The organism is Solimicrobium silvestre, assembly GCF_002976435.1.
Lineage (GTDB): Bacteria > Pseudomonadota > Gammaproteobacteria > Burkholderiales > Burkholderiaceae_D > Solimicrobium > Solimicrobium silvestre.
The window spans coordinates 94,981-108,897 of sequence record NZ_PUGF01000010.1; the positions used below are offsets into that span (position 1 = coordinate 94,981).

14 protein-coding genes are annotated in these 13,917 nt (G+C 46.3%); 10 read left to right on the plus strand and 4 right to left on the minus strand.

Annotated features, from left to right (window positions below; all coding sequences use genetic code 11):
• Nucleotides 1-210: 210 nt before the first annotated feature.
• Together S2091_RS11740 and S2091_RS11745 are read right to left on the minus strand one after the other, a co-directional pair.
• Nucleotides 211-462 (minus strand): acyl-CoA-binding protein, encoded by a 252-nt coding sequence (locus S2091_RS11740; RefSeq protein WP_105532040.1) that lies wholly within the window; start codon nucleotides 460-462, stop codon nucleotides 211-213.
• A 140-nt stretch (nucleotides 463-602) separates the two neighbouring features.
• On the minus strand, nucleotides 603-1,487 hold the full coding sequence (locus S2091_RS11745; RefSeq protein ID WP_105532042.1) for a LysR family transcriptional regulator: 885 nt from the start codon (nucleotides 1,485-1,487) through the stop codon (nucleotides 603-605).
• 103 nt (nucleotides 1,488-1,590) lie between these two features.
• Here S2091_RS11745 and S2091_RS11750 point away from each other — a divergent pair, with 103 nt between their 5' ends.
• Nucleotides 1,591-2,541 carry an MBL fold metallo-hydrolase gene (locus S2091_RS11750; RefSeq protein WP_207769687.1) on the plus strand — a complete coding sequence of 317 codons (951 nt, stop codon included), beginning with the start codon at nucleotides 1,591-1,593 and terminating at the stop codon, nucleotides 2,539-2,541.
• 99 nt (nucleotides 2,542-2,640) lie between these two features.
• Here S2091_RS11750 and S2091_RS11755 read toward each other — a convergent pair whose 3' ends face one another.
• A complete protein-coding gene (locus S2091_RS11755) occupies nucleotides 2,641-2,997 on the minus strand; it encodes an FKBP-type peptidyl-prolyl cis-trans isomerase (RefSeq protein WP_105532044.1) in 357 nt (118 codons plus the stop codon).
• 202 nt (nucleotides 2,998-3,199) lie between these two features.
• Between S2091_RS11755 and S2091_RS11760 the strand changes: the two genes are divergently transcribed.
• Complete coding sequence (locus tag S2091_RS11760) at nucleotides 3,200-3,994, plus strand: EI24 domain-containing protein (protein WP_105532045.1); 795 nt, start codon at nucleotides 3,200-3,202, stop codon at nucleotides 3,992-3,994.
• Between the two features lie 27 nt (nucleotides 3,995-4,021).
• Complete coding sequence (locus S2091_RS11765) at nucleotides 4,022-4,807, plus strand: competence/damage-inducible protein A (RefSeq protein ID WP_105532046.1); 786 nt, start codon at nucleotides 4,022-4,024, stop codon at nucleotides 4,805-4,807.
• A 14-nt stretch (nucleotides 4,808-4,821) separates the two neighbouring features.
• On the opposite strand, the gene S2091_RS11770 is transcribed toward S2091_RS11765, so the two are convergent.
• Nucleotides 4,822-5,274 (minus strand): rhodanese-like domain-containing protein, encoded by a 453-nt coding sequence (locus S2091_RS11770; protein WP_105532048.1) that lies wholly within the window; start codon nucleotides 5,272-5,274, stop codon nucleotides 4,822-4,824.
• 397 nt (nucleotides 5,275-5,671) lie between these two features.
• On the opposite strand from S2091_RS11770, the gene glnA reads away from it, so the two are divergent.
• The 7 genes from glnA (at nucleotide 5,672) to dnaX (ending at nucleotide 13,902) form a co-directional block, all read left to right on the plus strand.
• The gene (gene glnA, locus S2091_RS11775) at nucleotides 5,672-7,087 is read left to right on the plus strand and encodes a type I glutamate--ammonia ligase (RefSeq protein WP_105532050.1); all 1,416 of its coding nucleotides are present in this window, start codon (nucleotides 5,672-5,674) and stop codon (nucleotides 7,085-7,087) included.
• Nucleotides 7,088-7,236: 149 nt separating this feature from the next.
• Complete coding sequence (locus tag S2091_RS11780) at nucleotides 7,237-7,698, plus strand: DUF4124 domain-containing protein (RefSeq protein WP_105532051.1); 462 nt, start codon at nucleotides 7,237-7,239, stop codon at nucleotides 7,696-7,698.
• 58 nt (nucleotides 7,699-7,756) lie between these two features.
• Nucleotides 7,757-8,827 carry a nitrogen regulation protein NR(II) gene (gene glnL / locus S2091_RS11785; RefSeq protein ID WP_105532053.1) on the plus strand — a complete coding sequence of 357 codons (1,071 nt, stop codon included), beginning with the start codon at nucleotides 7,757-7,759 and terminating at the stop codon, nucleotides 8,825-8,827.
• 15 nt (nucleotides 8,828-8,842) lie between these two features.
• A complete protein-coding gene (gene ntrC, locus S2091_RS11790; RefSeq protein ID WP_105532055.1) occupies nucleotides 8,843-10,315 on the plus strand; it encodes a nitrogen regulation protein NR(I) in 1,473 nt (490 codons plus the stop codon).
• Between the two features lies 1 nt (nucleotide 10,316).
• Nucleotides 10,317-10,826, plus strand: coding sequence for an arsinothricin resistance N-acetyltransferase ArsN1 family B (locus tag S2091_RS11795; protein ID WP_207769688.1), 510 nt, complete (start codon nucleotides 10,317-10,319; stop codon nucleotides 10,824-10,826).
• Between the two features lie 58 nt (nucleotides 10,827-10,884).
• A complete protein-coding gene (locus tag S2091_RS11800; RefSeq protein ID WP_105532056.1) occupies nucleotides 10,885-11,712 on the plus strand; it encodes an HDOD domain-containing protein in 828 nt (275 codons plus the stop codon).
• A 216-nt stretch (nucleotides 11,713-11,928) separates the two neighbouring features.
• Nucleotides 11,929-13,902, plus strand: a complete 1,974-nt coding sequence (dnaX, locus tag S2091_RS11805; RefSeq protein WP_105532062.1) for a DNA polymerase III subunit gamma/tau — start codon at nucleotides 11,929-11,931, stop codon at nucleotides 13,900-13,902.
• Nucleotides 13,903-13,917: the final 15 nt, after the last annotated feature.

Genomic DNA, 13,917 nt, shown 5'->3' on the forward strand with positions numbered 1-13,917 from the left:
TTAATATTGGCAAGTAAATTTATTGACAATAAATAGTACCGTCTAAAAACGCGATTTTCATCGATGGAAAGCCCATCAGATGCGTTAAATATTTAAAAAATAGGTGGGGGTGTAGGGCAGTTGTTGAATTTAACGACAATCTCCATCAAATTGAGCTGGAGATGTCGTTATTTGATACAAGGTAAGCGTTGCTTGTCTTGTCTATTTGGCTTACTTCAAATCATTAATTAAATCGATGTATTGCTGTTGTGCTTCTTCTTGTGCCGTACCGGCCAAGCTATTCCATGCATCCCATTTAGCGCGGCCGATCATGTCAGTAAAGCCTGGACGTTCACCACTTGCATCGCCATTGCTGGTTTGCTTAAATAAAGCATAAATTTTGAGCAGCGTCATGTTGTCTGGACGCTCTGGTAAATTCTTGGAATCTAATTGTGCCTGGGCGAATTGCTCGGATAAACTCATGGTGGTTCCTCAGTTAATGGGTAGTGATGCTTGGTAGTGAAATAATACTTAATTCAGGCTCTGTTTGAGCTGCAAAACGAACCGTAAATTACCACGGAAGGCGCACTCAAATTTAGAGTAATTCCTCAGATCTGAGCGTACTACGCCATTTGACGCCGGGCCAAGGCAAATTGAGCAGAAATCGCTTCTAAAACAATGGCAACTTTGGGCAAGTGGCGATGGCGCTTGTGGCAGACAACAAATAGTTCCGCTTCACTGCTGAACCCGTGCGCAATATTTAGTTCATGTAATTGGTTTAGATGGGGAAAAATAGGCGGCACTTTTGCAAGTAGCATCACACCAAGTCCGGCACGACAGGCCGCCATTTGAATATTGAAATCATTCGAGGTGAACACCGGATTAAACTGCTTCACTTGTTTTTTTAATTCCTGAACCATTTGTAATTCTTGATGTGAGTCAGACCAGCATATCCAATCCAGATCATCCAGAGTATAAGAATCAGGTAATTGCTTGATATAAGCGCTTGAAGCTAATATGCGCATTGGTGCCTTGATCTGGTCGAGGCAAATTAAATCGTCATCTGTCGGTGCTCGGGTGCGCAGCGAAATATCTGCTTCGCCCCGGCTTAAATTCAATGTCTCAATGCCAGCCAAAACTTCTATGCGCAGTTGCGGATGGTGCTGCTGTAAGGTTTGCGCCAAGGGCACAACAAAGTCGAGAGCTACTCCTGGCGGTGCGGCAATTTTTATTTTTCCGCTCAATTGCTGCTTTTGTTTACTTAAACTTTGCGTTGCTTCATTCGCCCACTCAGCCATTCGTTGCGCTGCCGGTAGCAGTTTTTCGCCCGCGCTGGTGAGCGTAACGCCCTGTGTTTGTCGGATGAACAAAGCTTCACCGATCAGGCTTTCTAATTCGCCGATCCTTCGGCTTAAGGTTGGTTGTCCAAGCTTCAATTCGCGTGCCGCAGCACTCAAACTGCCTTGCTCAACCACGGCTAAAAATAATTTAATATCATCCCACTTCATTTGTTTATCCTATCCATTTATGGATATGTTCATCTGAATTTAGTCAATTGATCAATTATATTTGGATATGGCATTATTCGATTACTTTAATTGCGGAGGAACAATGAAAACACAATTTAGCCTTAATTGGACGTGCGGTTTGGCGATGATGCTGACGCTGGCAAGCCTATCTGGATGCGGTATTACCTCGCATGCTGTTGTTCCATCAACTCTGGGTAAGGTTTCCAGCAGTACGGAAATGGAAAGCATGCTTGCTCAGCCCGGCCCAGTTGAGCTGACGGCGATTAATAGCGTAAATTGGACGGTGCCTTTATCTGGCATGGTTAATTTGAATAACCCGATTGCGCAACAGGCGCAATTAAAAGATCGGGACGAACCGATCCATGTTTATGTGCACGTACTCAAACATCCCAAGTACGGTAATTTTTTGGTAGATACCGGTGTGGCGCAACAGTTGATTGATGATCCCGATAAAGCTGGAGTATCGTGGATCGTGGCTAAAGTTATGCACCTTGAAAAAATGAAACTTCAAACCAGTACTGATGATGTTTTACGGACTATGCCGGGACAATTATCGGGCGTGTTTTTCACGCATCTGCATATCGATCATATTTCCGGTATGCCAGCCATTCCTAATGACGTGCCGCTGTATATCGGCAAGTCGGAAACGACAGGAAAAAATTGGATAAATATGTTTGTTTTCAGTAGCACGAATAATTTACTCGCACATAAACAGAATTTGCAGGAATGGAATTTTGAGCCTGATCCGCAACATCAATTTGATGCTGTGGTTGACGTGTTTGGCGATGGTTCGGTGTTTGCGATCAGCGTACCGGGACATACGCCGGGCAGCGTGGCTTATCTGGTGCGAAGTACGAAAGGGCCGGTGTTATTAACGGGGGATACATCACATACCCGTTGGGGCTGGGATCATGGCGTCGAACCTGGGGATTTTACGAATGAGCAGGCTGAAAACCTGGTGAATTTGATGCGATTAAAAGCGCTGGTGGCACGTCATCCTGAGATCGTTGTGCGGCTGGGTCATCAAGACTAAAAGTGAAGTGTCGTTTCGAATAAAAAACGCCTCGCTGGTATGCAAATACCAGCGAGGCGTTTTTATTTGGTGAAGCGCGGTAAAAATGGAAAATCCGGCTTAAACGCCCAACAATTCCACTTCAAAAATCAAGGTTGCATTTGGTGGAATAACACCGCCAGCGCCGCGTGCGCCATAGCCTAATGCGGATGGAATAATCAATGTACGCGCGCCGCCTACTTTCATGCCCTGCACGCCTTCATCCCAACCCTTGATCACATGGCCAGCACCTAATGGAAACGCAAACGCTTCGTTGCGGTCTTTGCTGGAATCAAATTTGGCACCTTTGCTACCATCTGAATTTTGCAACCAGCCAGTGTAGTGCACGCTAACGTGGTTACCAGCTTCAGCAATTGCGCCTTCGCCGATGATGGAATCTTCAAATTGCAGGCCAGAGGCAGTCATCGTAGTTGTCATGTTGTTCTTTCAAAACTTTCAAAAATTAAAAATAAGTGGCGAGATTGTAGACTAATTTAGCGCGGAATTCTTGAACCAGTCCTGAGTTTTGCGGTGGTTACGCGCTGAAAGGATGGGAATTGATACTTTAGGTTATTATTCTCGCCACAGGATTTATGGCAAATTCAGAAAAACATAAAATAAACACAAAAATGGAACAAGGATGAAGAAAGTTTTAATATCGTATGGACGGGCATTTTTATTGCAATTCAACATCAAAATGTTGCTGCTGTCTTTGCTGCCTAGTGTGCTGGCATTGGGTTTGTGGGCAGTTGTACTGTATTTTAGTCTCCAGCCATTAATTGATTTTTTACAGCAGTATTTTATTGATAATAATGGTTTTCAACTGGCAGGTAATATCCTGGGATTTTTAGGGCTATTAACCTTAAAAGCCGTGATTGTGCCTTTAATCGCGATGTGGTTGCTACTGCCGTTGATGTTGCTCACCGCCTTGTTATTTGTCGCCTGCATTGCCATGCCGCTAATTAATCGCAAAGTGAGCCAGCAATATTATCCGCAGTTGGAAAAAAAGCACGGCGGTGGTTGGTGGAGCAGTCTGGGTTATGCCTTGGTTTGCGTTGTTATCTTTGTCTTTGCCTGGTTAATCAGCTTGCCGCTCACTTTATTCATGCATCTTGGCTTGATAATTCAGCCGGTTCTTTTAGGATGGGTCACGTACCGCGTCATGGCGCACGATGCTTTGGCTGTGCATGCCAGCGCAGAAGAGCGTAAAATTATTTTGAAGCAACATCGTTGGCAGCTTTGGACCGTGGGCATTATTGCCGGTTTACTGGGTGCTTTACCGGGCATGGTTTGGCTGGGTGGCGTGTTGTCGGTTGTATTTTTACCGCTGTTAGCCGCTGTCGCAATTTGGTTATATGTGCTGGTGTTTATGTTTTCCGGTTTGTGGTTTCAGTTATTTTGTTTGGATGCATTGCAACAGTTGCGGCAAGCTTAATTTTAATAAATTTTGAAAGTTTCCATCATGGCGATTGGTTTAATCATTATCGGTGACGAAATTTTATCCGGCAAACGTGCCGATAAACATTTTTCAAAAGTAGTGGAATTATTGTCTGCCCGTGGCTTGCAATTAGGCTGGACAGAAATTATAGGCGACGACCCTGAGCGCATCACCGCGACTTTACAACGCACGATGGCAACGAGCGATATCGTATTTTGTTGCGGCGGTATCGGCGCCACACCAGACGACCATACACGCCAGTGTGCCGCTGCTGCTTTAGGGGTTGATCTGGAGTTACACCCTGAAGCCAAAACGTTGATTCAGCAGCGCATTACGCAAACCTTACAGGAAGCTGGCAAGCCGGTTGACTTGAATACACCAGATCTTTTACATCGTTTAAAGATGGGCGAATTCCCCAAAGGCAGCAGCATTATTCCTAATTCGTATAATTTGATTCCCGGGTTTTTTAAAGCCAGCCATTATTTTGTGCCGGGTTTTCCTGTCATGGCCGAGCCGATGCTGACTTGGGTGCTTGATACGCATTATTCGCATTTATTTCATCAACATGAGCGAGCAGAAAAATCCGTATTGATATTTGAAATTGCCGAGTCAACGCTCACGCCTTTGATGGAACAATTGGAAATTGATTTTCCGTTGATTAAAGTGTTTAGCTTGCCTAGTGTTGGTAACCATCAAATCAGGCGGCATATTGAATTAGGCGTTAAAGGCCAGCCAACGCAAGTGGAGCAAGCCTTCGCCGTTTTAGAGCAGGAGTTAGAGCTGCGGAATGCCGAATACGTCCCGGCTTAATTTCAATTTTTAAGTTAAGCACCGCGCCAAGGTAAGCCGGCATGACACCAGCCAGCGATTGCTTTGCGGTGCCCGTGCTGATCTTTGTCGCCTTCAAAACCTTCCAAAATGTCGTAACACTGCGTGTAACCATGTTCGGTAGCCAGTTGCGCTGCGCTGCGCGAGCGCACTCCGGAACGGCATAAAAACAGCAAAACCGTTTCTTTGTCAGCGACTTGTGCGGCTAATTCGCTTAAAAAATCGGCGTTATGTTTGGTTGGATATAAATTCCATTGCACCGCGTGTAATTGAGCTGGGTTAATTTGCACCTGCCCAACCCAGTCGCGTTCGGCATTGGTGCGGACATCGATTAACTGTACCGCCGTATCGCTTTCCAGTAACTGAAATGCTTCCTGCGGAGTCACCGCGCCAGCGTAGGGCAGGGACATTCCGCGTTGCTGGGCTTGATCGAGTATTGCTTTTGTCATGTCGTATCCCAAATGAAATTAAGATAATAAAAACCACATTATGCGAGGTTTTTTCAGGATTAAATCGAAGTTAAGCAGGATTTTCTTTAAAATATTGCCTAGAATAATGCCTGAATTCGTCGTGCTCCATTTTGATGCGACTTTCAACGTAAGGTTATATTTCGCACCAAATTGGAATTTTATTTAGCTAAAGCACCATTTTGGTGCAATAATTTTATGTGGGTTAATGTTATTTACCTTCGTAAAGCTAAAATAAGTCGATTTTGCTTAAATATTAATCAGAATGTAACTTGGCATAGAACCTGCTTATAGTTGGTGCGCGTAATGGATCAAGGTGGGCAGTTTTAGCATCGTTGATTTTCAACAAATCTATTTAGTTTTCTTTAAGGAGTTTCGCATGGCGATGACAGTGGCAGAAGTATTGAAAATGGCGAAAGACAATGAAGTTAAATTCGTTGATTTTCGTTTTACAGACACACGCGGTAAAGAGCAACATGTAACCGTGCCAGTATCTCAATTCGATATCGATAAATTTGAATCCGGCCACGCTTTTGATGGTTCTTCCATCGCGGGTTGGAAAGGAATTGAATCTTCTGACATGTTGTTGATGCCAGATCCGAATACCGCCAATATCGATCCGTTCATGGAAGAAACCACATTGTTCATGCAATGCGACGTGATCGAGCCTTCCGATGGAAAAGGTTATGACCGTGATCCACGTTCGATCGCTAAACGTGCAGAAGCCTATTTGAAATCAACAGGTTTAGGCGACACAGCCTACTTTGGTCCAGAACCAGAATTTTTCATTTTTGACGGCGTGCGCTGGAAAATCGACATGTCCGGTTGCTTCGTAAAAATTGACTCCGGTGAAGCGTCCTGGTCAACCGATGCAAAAATCGAAGGCGGCAATACTGGCCATCGTCCGACTGTAAAAGGCGGTTATTTCCCAGTTCCACCGGTTGATAGTTTCCAAGATATGCGTTCAGAAATGTGTTTGATTCTGGAAAGCCTGGGCATTCCGGTTGAAGTGCATCACCACGAAGTGGCTGGCGCGGGTCAAAATGAAATCGGCACTAAATTTTCTACTTTAGTAGAACGCGCTGATTGGACTCAAAACTTGAAATACGTGGTTTGGAACGTAGCGCACACCTACGGCAAAACAGCGACTTTCATGCCTAAACCTATCGTTGGTGACAATGGTTCCGGTATGCACGTACATCAATCCGTTTGGAAAGATGGTAAGAACTTGTTTGCTGGCGACGGCTATGCAGGTTTGTCTGAATTCGCTTTGTATTACATCGGCGGTATCATCAAACATGCGCGCGCATTGAATGCGATTACTAACCCAGGTACTAACTCCTACAAGCGCTTAGTACCAGGTTACGAAGCGCCGGTTAAGTTGGCTTACTCTGCACGTAACCGTTCAGCTTCTATCCGTATTCCTTACGTAGCGAATCCAAAAGGCCGTCGCGTTGAAGCACGTTTCCCAGATCCTTTGGCTAACCCGTATTTGTGTTTTGCTGCGTTGTTGATGGCTGGTTTAGATGGCGTTCAAAACAAGATACATCCGGGCGAAGCAGCATCGAAAGATCTGTACCATTTGCCACCAGAAGAAGATGCATTGATCCCAACAGTATGCGAATCGTTGGAACAAGCATTAGGTTATCTGGACAAAGATCGTGAATTCTTGACACGCGGTGGTGTGTTCAGCGACACGATGATCGATGCTTACATCGAATTGAAGAAAAAAGAAGTAGAACGTTTAAACATGACAACTCACCCAGTTGAGTTCGATATGTACTACTCACTTTGATTTTGTCGGATTTTGTCTAACTAATCACAAAGATAAGTGTAAGTGAAGTGTAAAAAAGCGAGGCATGCCTCGCTTTTTTCATGTTTTCTATTGGTAATGTAGTTGTTCTTGTTTTACACTAACATATCAATATGAAATAGAATCATTCCATGAAACAACTTTTAATATCAGCTTTAATTCTTATTAGTGTCAATTGGGCTCATGCAGATTCCGATATCTTTGTTTGCGTTGATGCAAACGGCGTAAAAACCTTTGGCAATGTCGGTGAGGGTAAGGGCTGTAAAAAAGTTGATTTACCTGGACTCAACACATTCCCTGCTCCCACGGCTAAAAAAGTTGGAAAAGCGCCTGGCGACTTTCCAAAAATAGATGACTCCACACAAAAGAAACGTGATGCGGAACGCCGGCAAATCTTATCTGATGAATTAAAAGCAGAGCAAAAGAAACTGGCCGATTTGAACGCCCAATATAATAACGGTGAGCCAGAACGCCAAGGTGGTGAACGTAATTACGCCAAATACCAAGAGCGTACCGAAAATTTGAAAGAAGATGTCAATCGCGCGCAACAAAACGTCGATGCGTTGCAACGTGAAATTAATGGTTTGAATTAATCGCGCATAGCGCTTCAGGAAGTACGGCTGCTTAGGCGGCCTTTTTTTATGGTGAATCATGGAAAGAACAGCTTCATTCGCCGGGCTGGATTTATTAGCGTCCAGCGTGCTGGTATTGGACGGGCAGGGCTGCATTCGCTATGCAAATGCGGCGGCAGAAGATTTACTCAAGACCTCGCTTAAGTCGCTCTCCAATCAAAAAATGGCCGATCTTTTTATGAACGGGCAAGAGTTGCAGCATCTTTTTGAGCAAGCCCTGGAATACCAGTTTGCCGACAAGCGCCAGGATCTAATATTAGAACGCGCCGGCCACGAACCGCTGCAAGTGCATAGTATTTTCACTGTCTTGGATAATTCAGATACGCCGGTGTTGATTGAGCTGCGTGAGAATGTGCAGCAAATCAAGCAAGACCGTGAAGATCGCATGCTCGATCATAGTCAGGCAAATAAAGAACTGATACGCAACCTGGCGCATGAAATTAAAAACCCCTTGGGCGGTATTCGCGGTGCAGCGCAATTGCTTGAGATGGAATTACCCGAGCGCCATGCTAAAGAATTGCGCGAATATACCCAAGTCATTATCAAAGAAGCCGATCGCCTGCAAACGCTGGTGGATAGATTATTGGCCCCGCATCGTTTGCCGCACATCGTCGGTGATGTGAATATTCATGAAGTCTGTGAGCGGGTACGCAGTTTGATTATGGCGGAGTTCCCGCTGGGCTTAACCATTCAACGTGATTACGATTTATCGATTCCCGATTTTCGTGGCGACGTAGAACAGCTGATTCAAAGTGTTTTAAACATCGCCCACAATGCAGCGCAAGCCTTGGCGGAACGGATAGAACTGGGCGATGCCGAGCTGATTTTTAAAACGCGGGTAGTGCGCCAAGTGACCATTGCCAAGATACGTTACAGGCTGGCATTAGACTTGCATATCATTGACAATGGACCGGGAATTTCGGCCGATATTGTTGATCGCATTTTCTTTCCTTTAGTGTCTGGCCGCGACGGCGGCAGTGGTTTGGGCTTAACGTTGGCGCAAACTTTTGTACAGCAGCATTTAGGCGTGATTGAATGTGAGAGTCGGCCGGGCGTCACGGATTTTAGAGTGCTAATTCCGCTTCCTTAAGCGAGAAAAATAAATATGAAACCAATCTGGTTAGTGGATGATGACGAGTCGATACGCTGGGTGCTAGAAAAAGCCCTGGCACGACAAAATTTGGTGACGCGCAGTTTTAGTAATGCACGTGATGCACTCGCCGCCCTGGAGCACGAAGCTCCGCAAGTGTTGGTATCTGACATCCGTATGCACGGAATTTCCGGTTTAACCTTATTGCAAAAAGTAAAAGAAGTGCATCCCGGTTTGCCGGTGATAGTCATGACGGCTTTTTCCGACCTGGATTCCGCAGTAGCCGCGTTCCAAGGTGGTGCATTCGATTACTTAGCCAAGCCGTTTGATCTGGATAAAGCCGTTGAGTTAATTCGACGTGCTCTGGAAGAAAGCCTGCGCGAAATAAGTGTTGAGCAATTGTCGTCCGAAACACCGGAAATACTCGGTCAGGCCGCTGCGATGCAAGATGTTTTCAGGGCGATTGGCCGCTTGGCGCAATCGAATGTTACGGTGTTAATCACCGGTGAATCGGGTACGGGTAAAGAGCTGGTTGCGCGCGCATTACACAAACATAGCCCGCGTTCGCAGCAGCCGATGATCTCGTTAAATACCGCTGCCATTCCTAAAGATTTACTTGAGTCAGAATTGTTTGGGCACGAACGTGGTGCATTTACTGGTGCACAAACGGCGCGTCGTGGACGGTTTGAACAGGCCGAAGGTGGCACGCTGTTTTTGGACGAAATCGGCGATATGCCATTTGATCTGCAAACGCGTTTGTTGCGGGTACTTTCAGACGGTCATTTTTATCGGGTTGGTGGACATCAGCCAATTAAATCTAACGTGCGCGTGATCGCGGCGACCCATCAAAATTTAGAACATCGGGTACAACAAGGTTTATTTCGGGAAGACTTGTACCATCGCTTAAATGTGATCCGGCTGCGGATTCCTAGTTTGCGTGAGCGACGCGAAGACATCCCGATTTTAACTCGCCATTTCCTCATGCAAAGTGCTTTGCAACTGGGTGTTGAAAGCAAGCGCCTGAGCGAATCGGCGATGCAGTTTTTAAGTCAGTTAACGTTGCCGGGAAATGTCCGTCAGCTGGAAAATTTATGCAACTGGATCGTCGTGATGGCACCCGGTCAGACTGTCGAAATTAAAGATCTGCCGCCTGAGTTGTTGGAGCGTGCTGGAGTTTCAGTGCCTCATCAACAATCGCCGGATATACAAGCGGCCGTTAATGCAATAGCGCCATTGGTTGATGCTACTGATCACACAAATCTACCTGCCAATTGGCAGTCTTTGCTGGAGAGTGAAGCGGCGGCCATGTTGGAAGTAAATCAGCCTGATGTGATGGGAAACTTGTCCAGGCAATTTGAAACGATTTTAATTAAATCTGCGCTGAAATTTACCCACGGCCGAAAAAATGAAGCAGCGATCAGGCTAGGCATCGGTCGCAATACAATCACCCGAAAATTGGCTGAGTTAGATATCGATAGCAAGGAATAACATGAGTCCAAATGCTAGCGATATCTTGGTGCGCAGCGTGACGATTGCTGACGCTGGCGCACTCTGCGTTATTTACAATCACTACGTTTTGCATAGCACCATTTCATTCGAAGAAGAGCCGATTAGCGAAGATGAAATGGCGCAGCGGATTGTGGGCGTGACGGTAAGTTTCCCGTGGCTGGTGGCGGAATTGAATGGGCGGATTTTGGGCTATGCCTACGCAAGTAAATGGCGGGTTCGGCATGCGTATCGTTTTGCGGTGGAGAGTTCTATTTACCTTGGTTCTGATGTAGCGGCTAAGGGTATAGGAAGCTTGCTCTATCTTGAATTGATCAATGCATTAAAAGAGCAAAACGTTCACACCGTAATTGCCGGGATTGCCCTGCCTAATTTAGCTAGTATTTCCTTGCACAAAAAATTTGGTTTCGAGCCGGTGGCGCAATTTAAGGAAGTTGGTTTTAAAAAGAACGCATGGATTGACGTTATGTATTGGCAATTACTGTTGAAATAGTGCTGGAAATGTTCTAAAACTAAGGTAGATCTCAGGATTCTAACCAAAGGGGAAAGCGATGAACTTCGATGCATTATTTTTACAACAACATGCACTGCCAACGATTCCTAAAGTTGTTCAAGAGGTTATTGATAGTTTTAATAATGATCGCGTTTCCGTTGAAGATATTGCGCAAAAATTAGCTGCTGATCAAGTATTAAGTGCCAAAATTCTCAGATTGGCCAACTCTTCTTATTACCATGTCTCGCGCAGTATCGGCACTGTTGATGATGCCGTGTTGATGCTGGGATTTATGACGGTGCGTACTTTAGTGGTCTCCACCGGGCTGACCAATGGTTTTAAAAACGTCTCCGGTTTCGATTTGAAGAAATTTTGGCGCTACAGCATGCACACCGCAGTTATTGCTAAATGGTTATCCAAACAGAAAAAAACTAATTCGGATTTTGCTTTTACGGTCGGCATGATGCACGCCATTGGGCAACTGGTGATGCATGCCGCCATGCCGGAAGAAATGATGGAAGTGGATAAAATAGCGGGTGCTTTAGATGCACGCCGGTTTGACATTGAAAGCAAATCGTTTGGTTATAATTTTGCCGATGTGGGTGCGGAATTGGCGGTGCGCTGGAAATTCCCTGATGAATTCGGTACCGCAATTCGTTGTTTCCCGCATCCACTGGAACATGACAACTTTGATCCAATGGCCGGGATTATTCACTTGGCCGCATGGCGTTCCCGAGCGTTTGAACATGACCTTACTGCCGAGGAGATGCAGGCTACTTTCCCTACTGAGGTGGCAGCTAAATTAAATATCCGAATCGACATGATACTGACCGATATGCCGGGTATAAGTGAGTTGAGCGAAGGGTTGGAGAGTTTGGTTGGCTAGGTAAGTTGGTGTGCGTGTGGGATAAAGATGGTCGCTAAGGAATTTCGCCCGCGGGGGCGAAATCGTTACGCAGGCGTGATGCATGCTTAACGAAACCCCTGCGTCACCATCACGCAACCCTTGCGCTGCTTTATGTATGTTAAAAAATATAATAATTCGTTTATTTCCCCCATTCTGGCCGGTGCTAAACCGTCTTTTTAGGTTAGAATCACGGCCATGTCATATCAAGTCCTCGCCCGCAAATATCGCCCCAAAAGTTTTCAGACTTTGGTGGGGCAAGAGCATGTCGTACGTGCTTTAACGCATGCTTTAGAACAGCAGCGTTTGCATCACGCCTATTTATTTACCGGAACACGCGGGGTGGGCAAAACCACCTTGTCGCGGATTTTAGCCAAGTCACTCAATTGCGAAACTGGAATTACCGCTAATCCATGCGGCGTTTGCGACGCCTGCGTAGCGATAGATGCCGGCCGCTTTGTTGACTACATTGAAATGGATGCCGCCTCAAATCGCGGTGTCGATGAAATGGCGCAATTGCTGGAGCAAGCGGTGTACGCGCCCAGCAATGCGCGCTTTAAAGTGTATATGATTGATGAGGTGCACATGCTCACCAATCATGCGTTTAACTCGATGTTAAAGACATTGGAAGAGCCGCCAGCGCACGTTAAATTTATTTTAGCCACCACAGATCCGCAAAAGATTCCCGTCACCGTGCTGTCGCGCTGCTTGCAGTTTAATCTCAAGCAAATGCCGCTGACTGCCATCGTTGGGCATCTGGAAAATATTCTCGGACAAGAAACGATTCAATTTGAATTGCCCGCGCTACGTTTGTTGGCGCAAGGCGCGCAAGGCTCGATGCGTGACGCGTTATCGCTGACCGATCAGGCGATTGCGTATGCTGCCGGTACAGTTAGTTTAGAAGCGGTGCAAGGCATGTTGGGCGCACTTGATCAAACCTATTTGATTAAAATTTGCGACGCGTTGGCAGAACAAGATGGCGCTGGATTATTAGCGGTGGCAGATCAAATGGCGACCCGTAGCTTGTCATATAAAGCGGCGTTGCAAGATCTGGCTAGCTTGTTGCATCAATTAAGTATTGCGCAATTAGTGCCGGCAGCGATACCGAATGATTTACCGGAACGCGCTGAAATTTTGCGTCTGGCAAGCTTGTTTGATGCTGAGCAAATTCAACTTTTTTATCAAATTGCAGTACATGGCCGGAATGAATTAAGTCTGGCACCCGATGAATATGCCGGCTTTAGCATGACCTTATTGCGCATGTTGGCTTTCCGTCCGGTGACGGGCGAAGCGGCGGCAATGTTGTCTGCGCCTGCGGCCAAATCATCTTCAAACGTGACCTCAAATCCGGCATCCGCTGCGATGCGATCAGCTGTTGCTACACCTGCCGCTAATCCCTCACGCCCAGCACCGGCACCGGTTGCGATGCCAGCTCAAGTTCAGGCGCAAGCCCGCACCAGTACTGGTGTTGAAGGTGTAGCTCCGGCTAAAATCAATCCGGCCATGGCCGCTTTAGCCGCACTCAATAGTCGGCGCGGCGCAGGGCGTAATGTGGAGCCCGCTTCTGCAACACCGCCCGCTCCCTTGCCTTGGGAAGAATTAGATTCCGCTGCACCTGTAACGGTGTTGGCTGAAAAAAAAACTGAATTAAATGCGGAAGCTGAATTTAATTCCGAGATTAAAACTGAACCAGTACGTGCAGTAGCACCAGCAACATCATTACCAGCAGCGCCAATTCTGCCGCCAGCCCCAGTAATACAAGGCGTATCATTATTGTCCGGTGGCGAGTGGGATGGTAATTGGCCGCGACTTTCCGCTGGCCTGTCATTGCGTGGCGTGGCTCAGCAGTTGGCACAACAAAGTGAGTTGCTTAGTTGTGAGGTAACGCCGCATGTCATCACATTCGGTCTGCGTGTGCCGTTAGAAACCTTATTAACTGCGGGTAGTGCGGATAAATTAGCCAGTGTCTTGAGCGAACATTTTACTGTGCCAGTTAAGCTGACAACAGAAATTGGTCAGGTGCAGCGCACCGCGCACGCTGAAGCAATCGTTGAACGTGCAGTGCGCCAAGATGCGGCTGAAGGCGCGATAAAAAATGATCTGTTAGTGCAAGGTTTGATGCGTGAATTTGGGGCGACGATAGTGCCAAATACCATTAAGCCAATTAATTAATTTAACGTTGTAATT

Excerpts from the sequence above, each read along its gene's own strand:
- S2091_RS11760 (WP_105532045.1), top strand. The coding sequence starts at position 3,200 with ATGAAGAAAGTTTTAATATCGTATGGACGGGCATTTTTATTGCAATTC.
- S2091_RS11800 (WP_105532056.1), top strand. The coding sequence starts at position 10,885 with ATGAACTTCGATGCATTATTTTTACAACAACATGCACTGCCAACGATT.
- S2091_RS11750 (WP_207769687.1), top strand. The coding sequence starts at position 1,591 with ATGAAAACACAATTTAGCCTTAATTGGACGTGCGGTTTGGCGATGATG.
- glnA (WP_105532050.1), top strand. The coding sequence starts at position 5,672 with ATGGCGATGACAGTGGCAGAAGTATTGAAAATGGCGAAAGACAATGAA.
- S2091_RS11765 (WP_105532046.1), top strand. The coding sequence starts at position 4,022 with ATGGCGATTGGTTTAATCATTATCGGTGACGAAATTTTATCCGGCAAA.
- ntrC (WP_105532055.1), top strand. The coding sequence starts at position 8,843 with ATGAAACCAATCTGGTTAGTGGATGATGACGAGTCGATACGCTGGGTG.
- dnaX (WP_105532062.1), top strand. The coding sequence starts at position 11,929 with ATGTCATATCAAGTCCTCGCCCGCAAATATCGCCCCAAAAGTTTTCAG.
- glnL (WP_105532053.1), top strand. The coding sequence starts at position 7,757 with ATGGAAAGAACAGCTTCATTCGCCGGGCTGGATTTATTAGCGTCCAGC.
- S2091_RS11740 (WP_105532040.1), bottom strand. The coding sequence starts at position 462 with ATGAGTTTATCCGAGCAATTCGCCCAGGCACAATTAGATTCCAAGAAT.
- S2091_RS11755 (WP_105532044.1), bottom strand. The coding sequence starts at position 2,997 with ATGACAACTACGATGACTGCCTCTGGCCTGCAATTTGAAGATTCCATC.
- S2091_RS11795 (WP_207769688.1), top strand. The coding sequence starts at position 10,317 with ATGAGTCCAAATGCTAGCGATATCTTGGTGCGCAGCGTGACGATTGCT.
- S2091_RS11780 (WP_105532051.1), top strand. The coding sequence starts at position 7,237 with ATGAAACAACTTTTAATATCAGCTTTAATTCTTATTAGTGTCAATTGG.
- S2091_RS11770 (WP_105532048.1), bottom strand. The coding sequence starts at position 5,274 with ATGACAAAAGCAATACTCGATCAAGCCCAGCAACGCGGAATGTCCCTG.
- S2091_RS11745 (WP_105532042.1), bottom strand. The coding sequence starts at position 1,487 with ATGAAGTGGGATGATATTAAATTATTTTTAGCCGTGGTTGAGCAAGGC.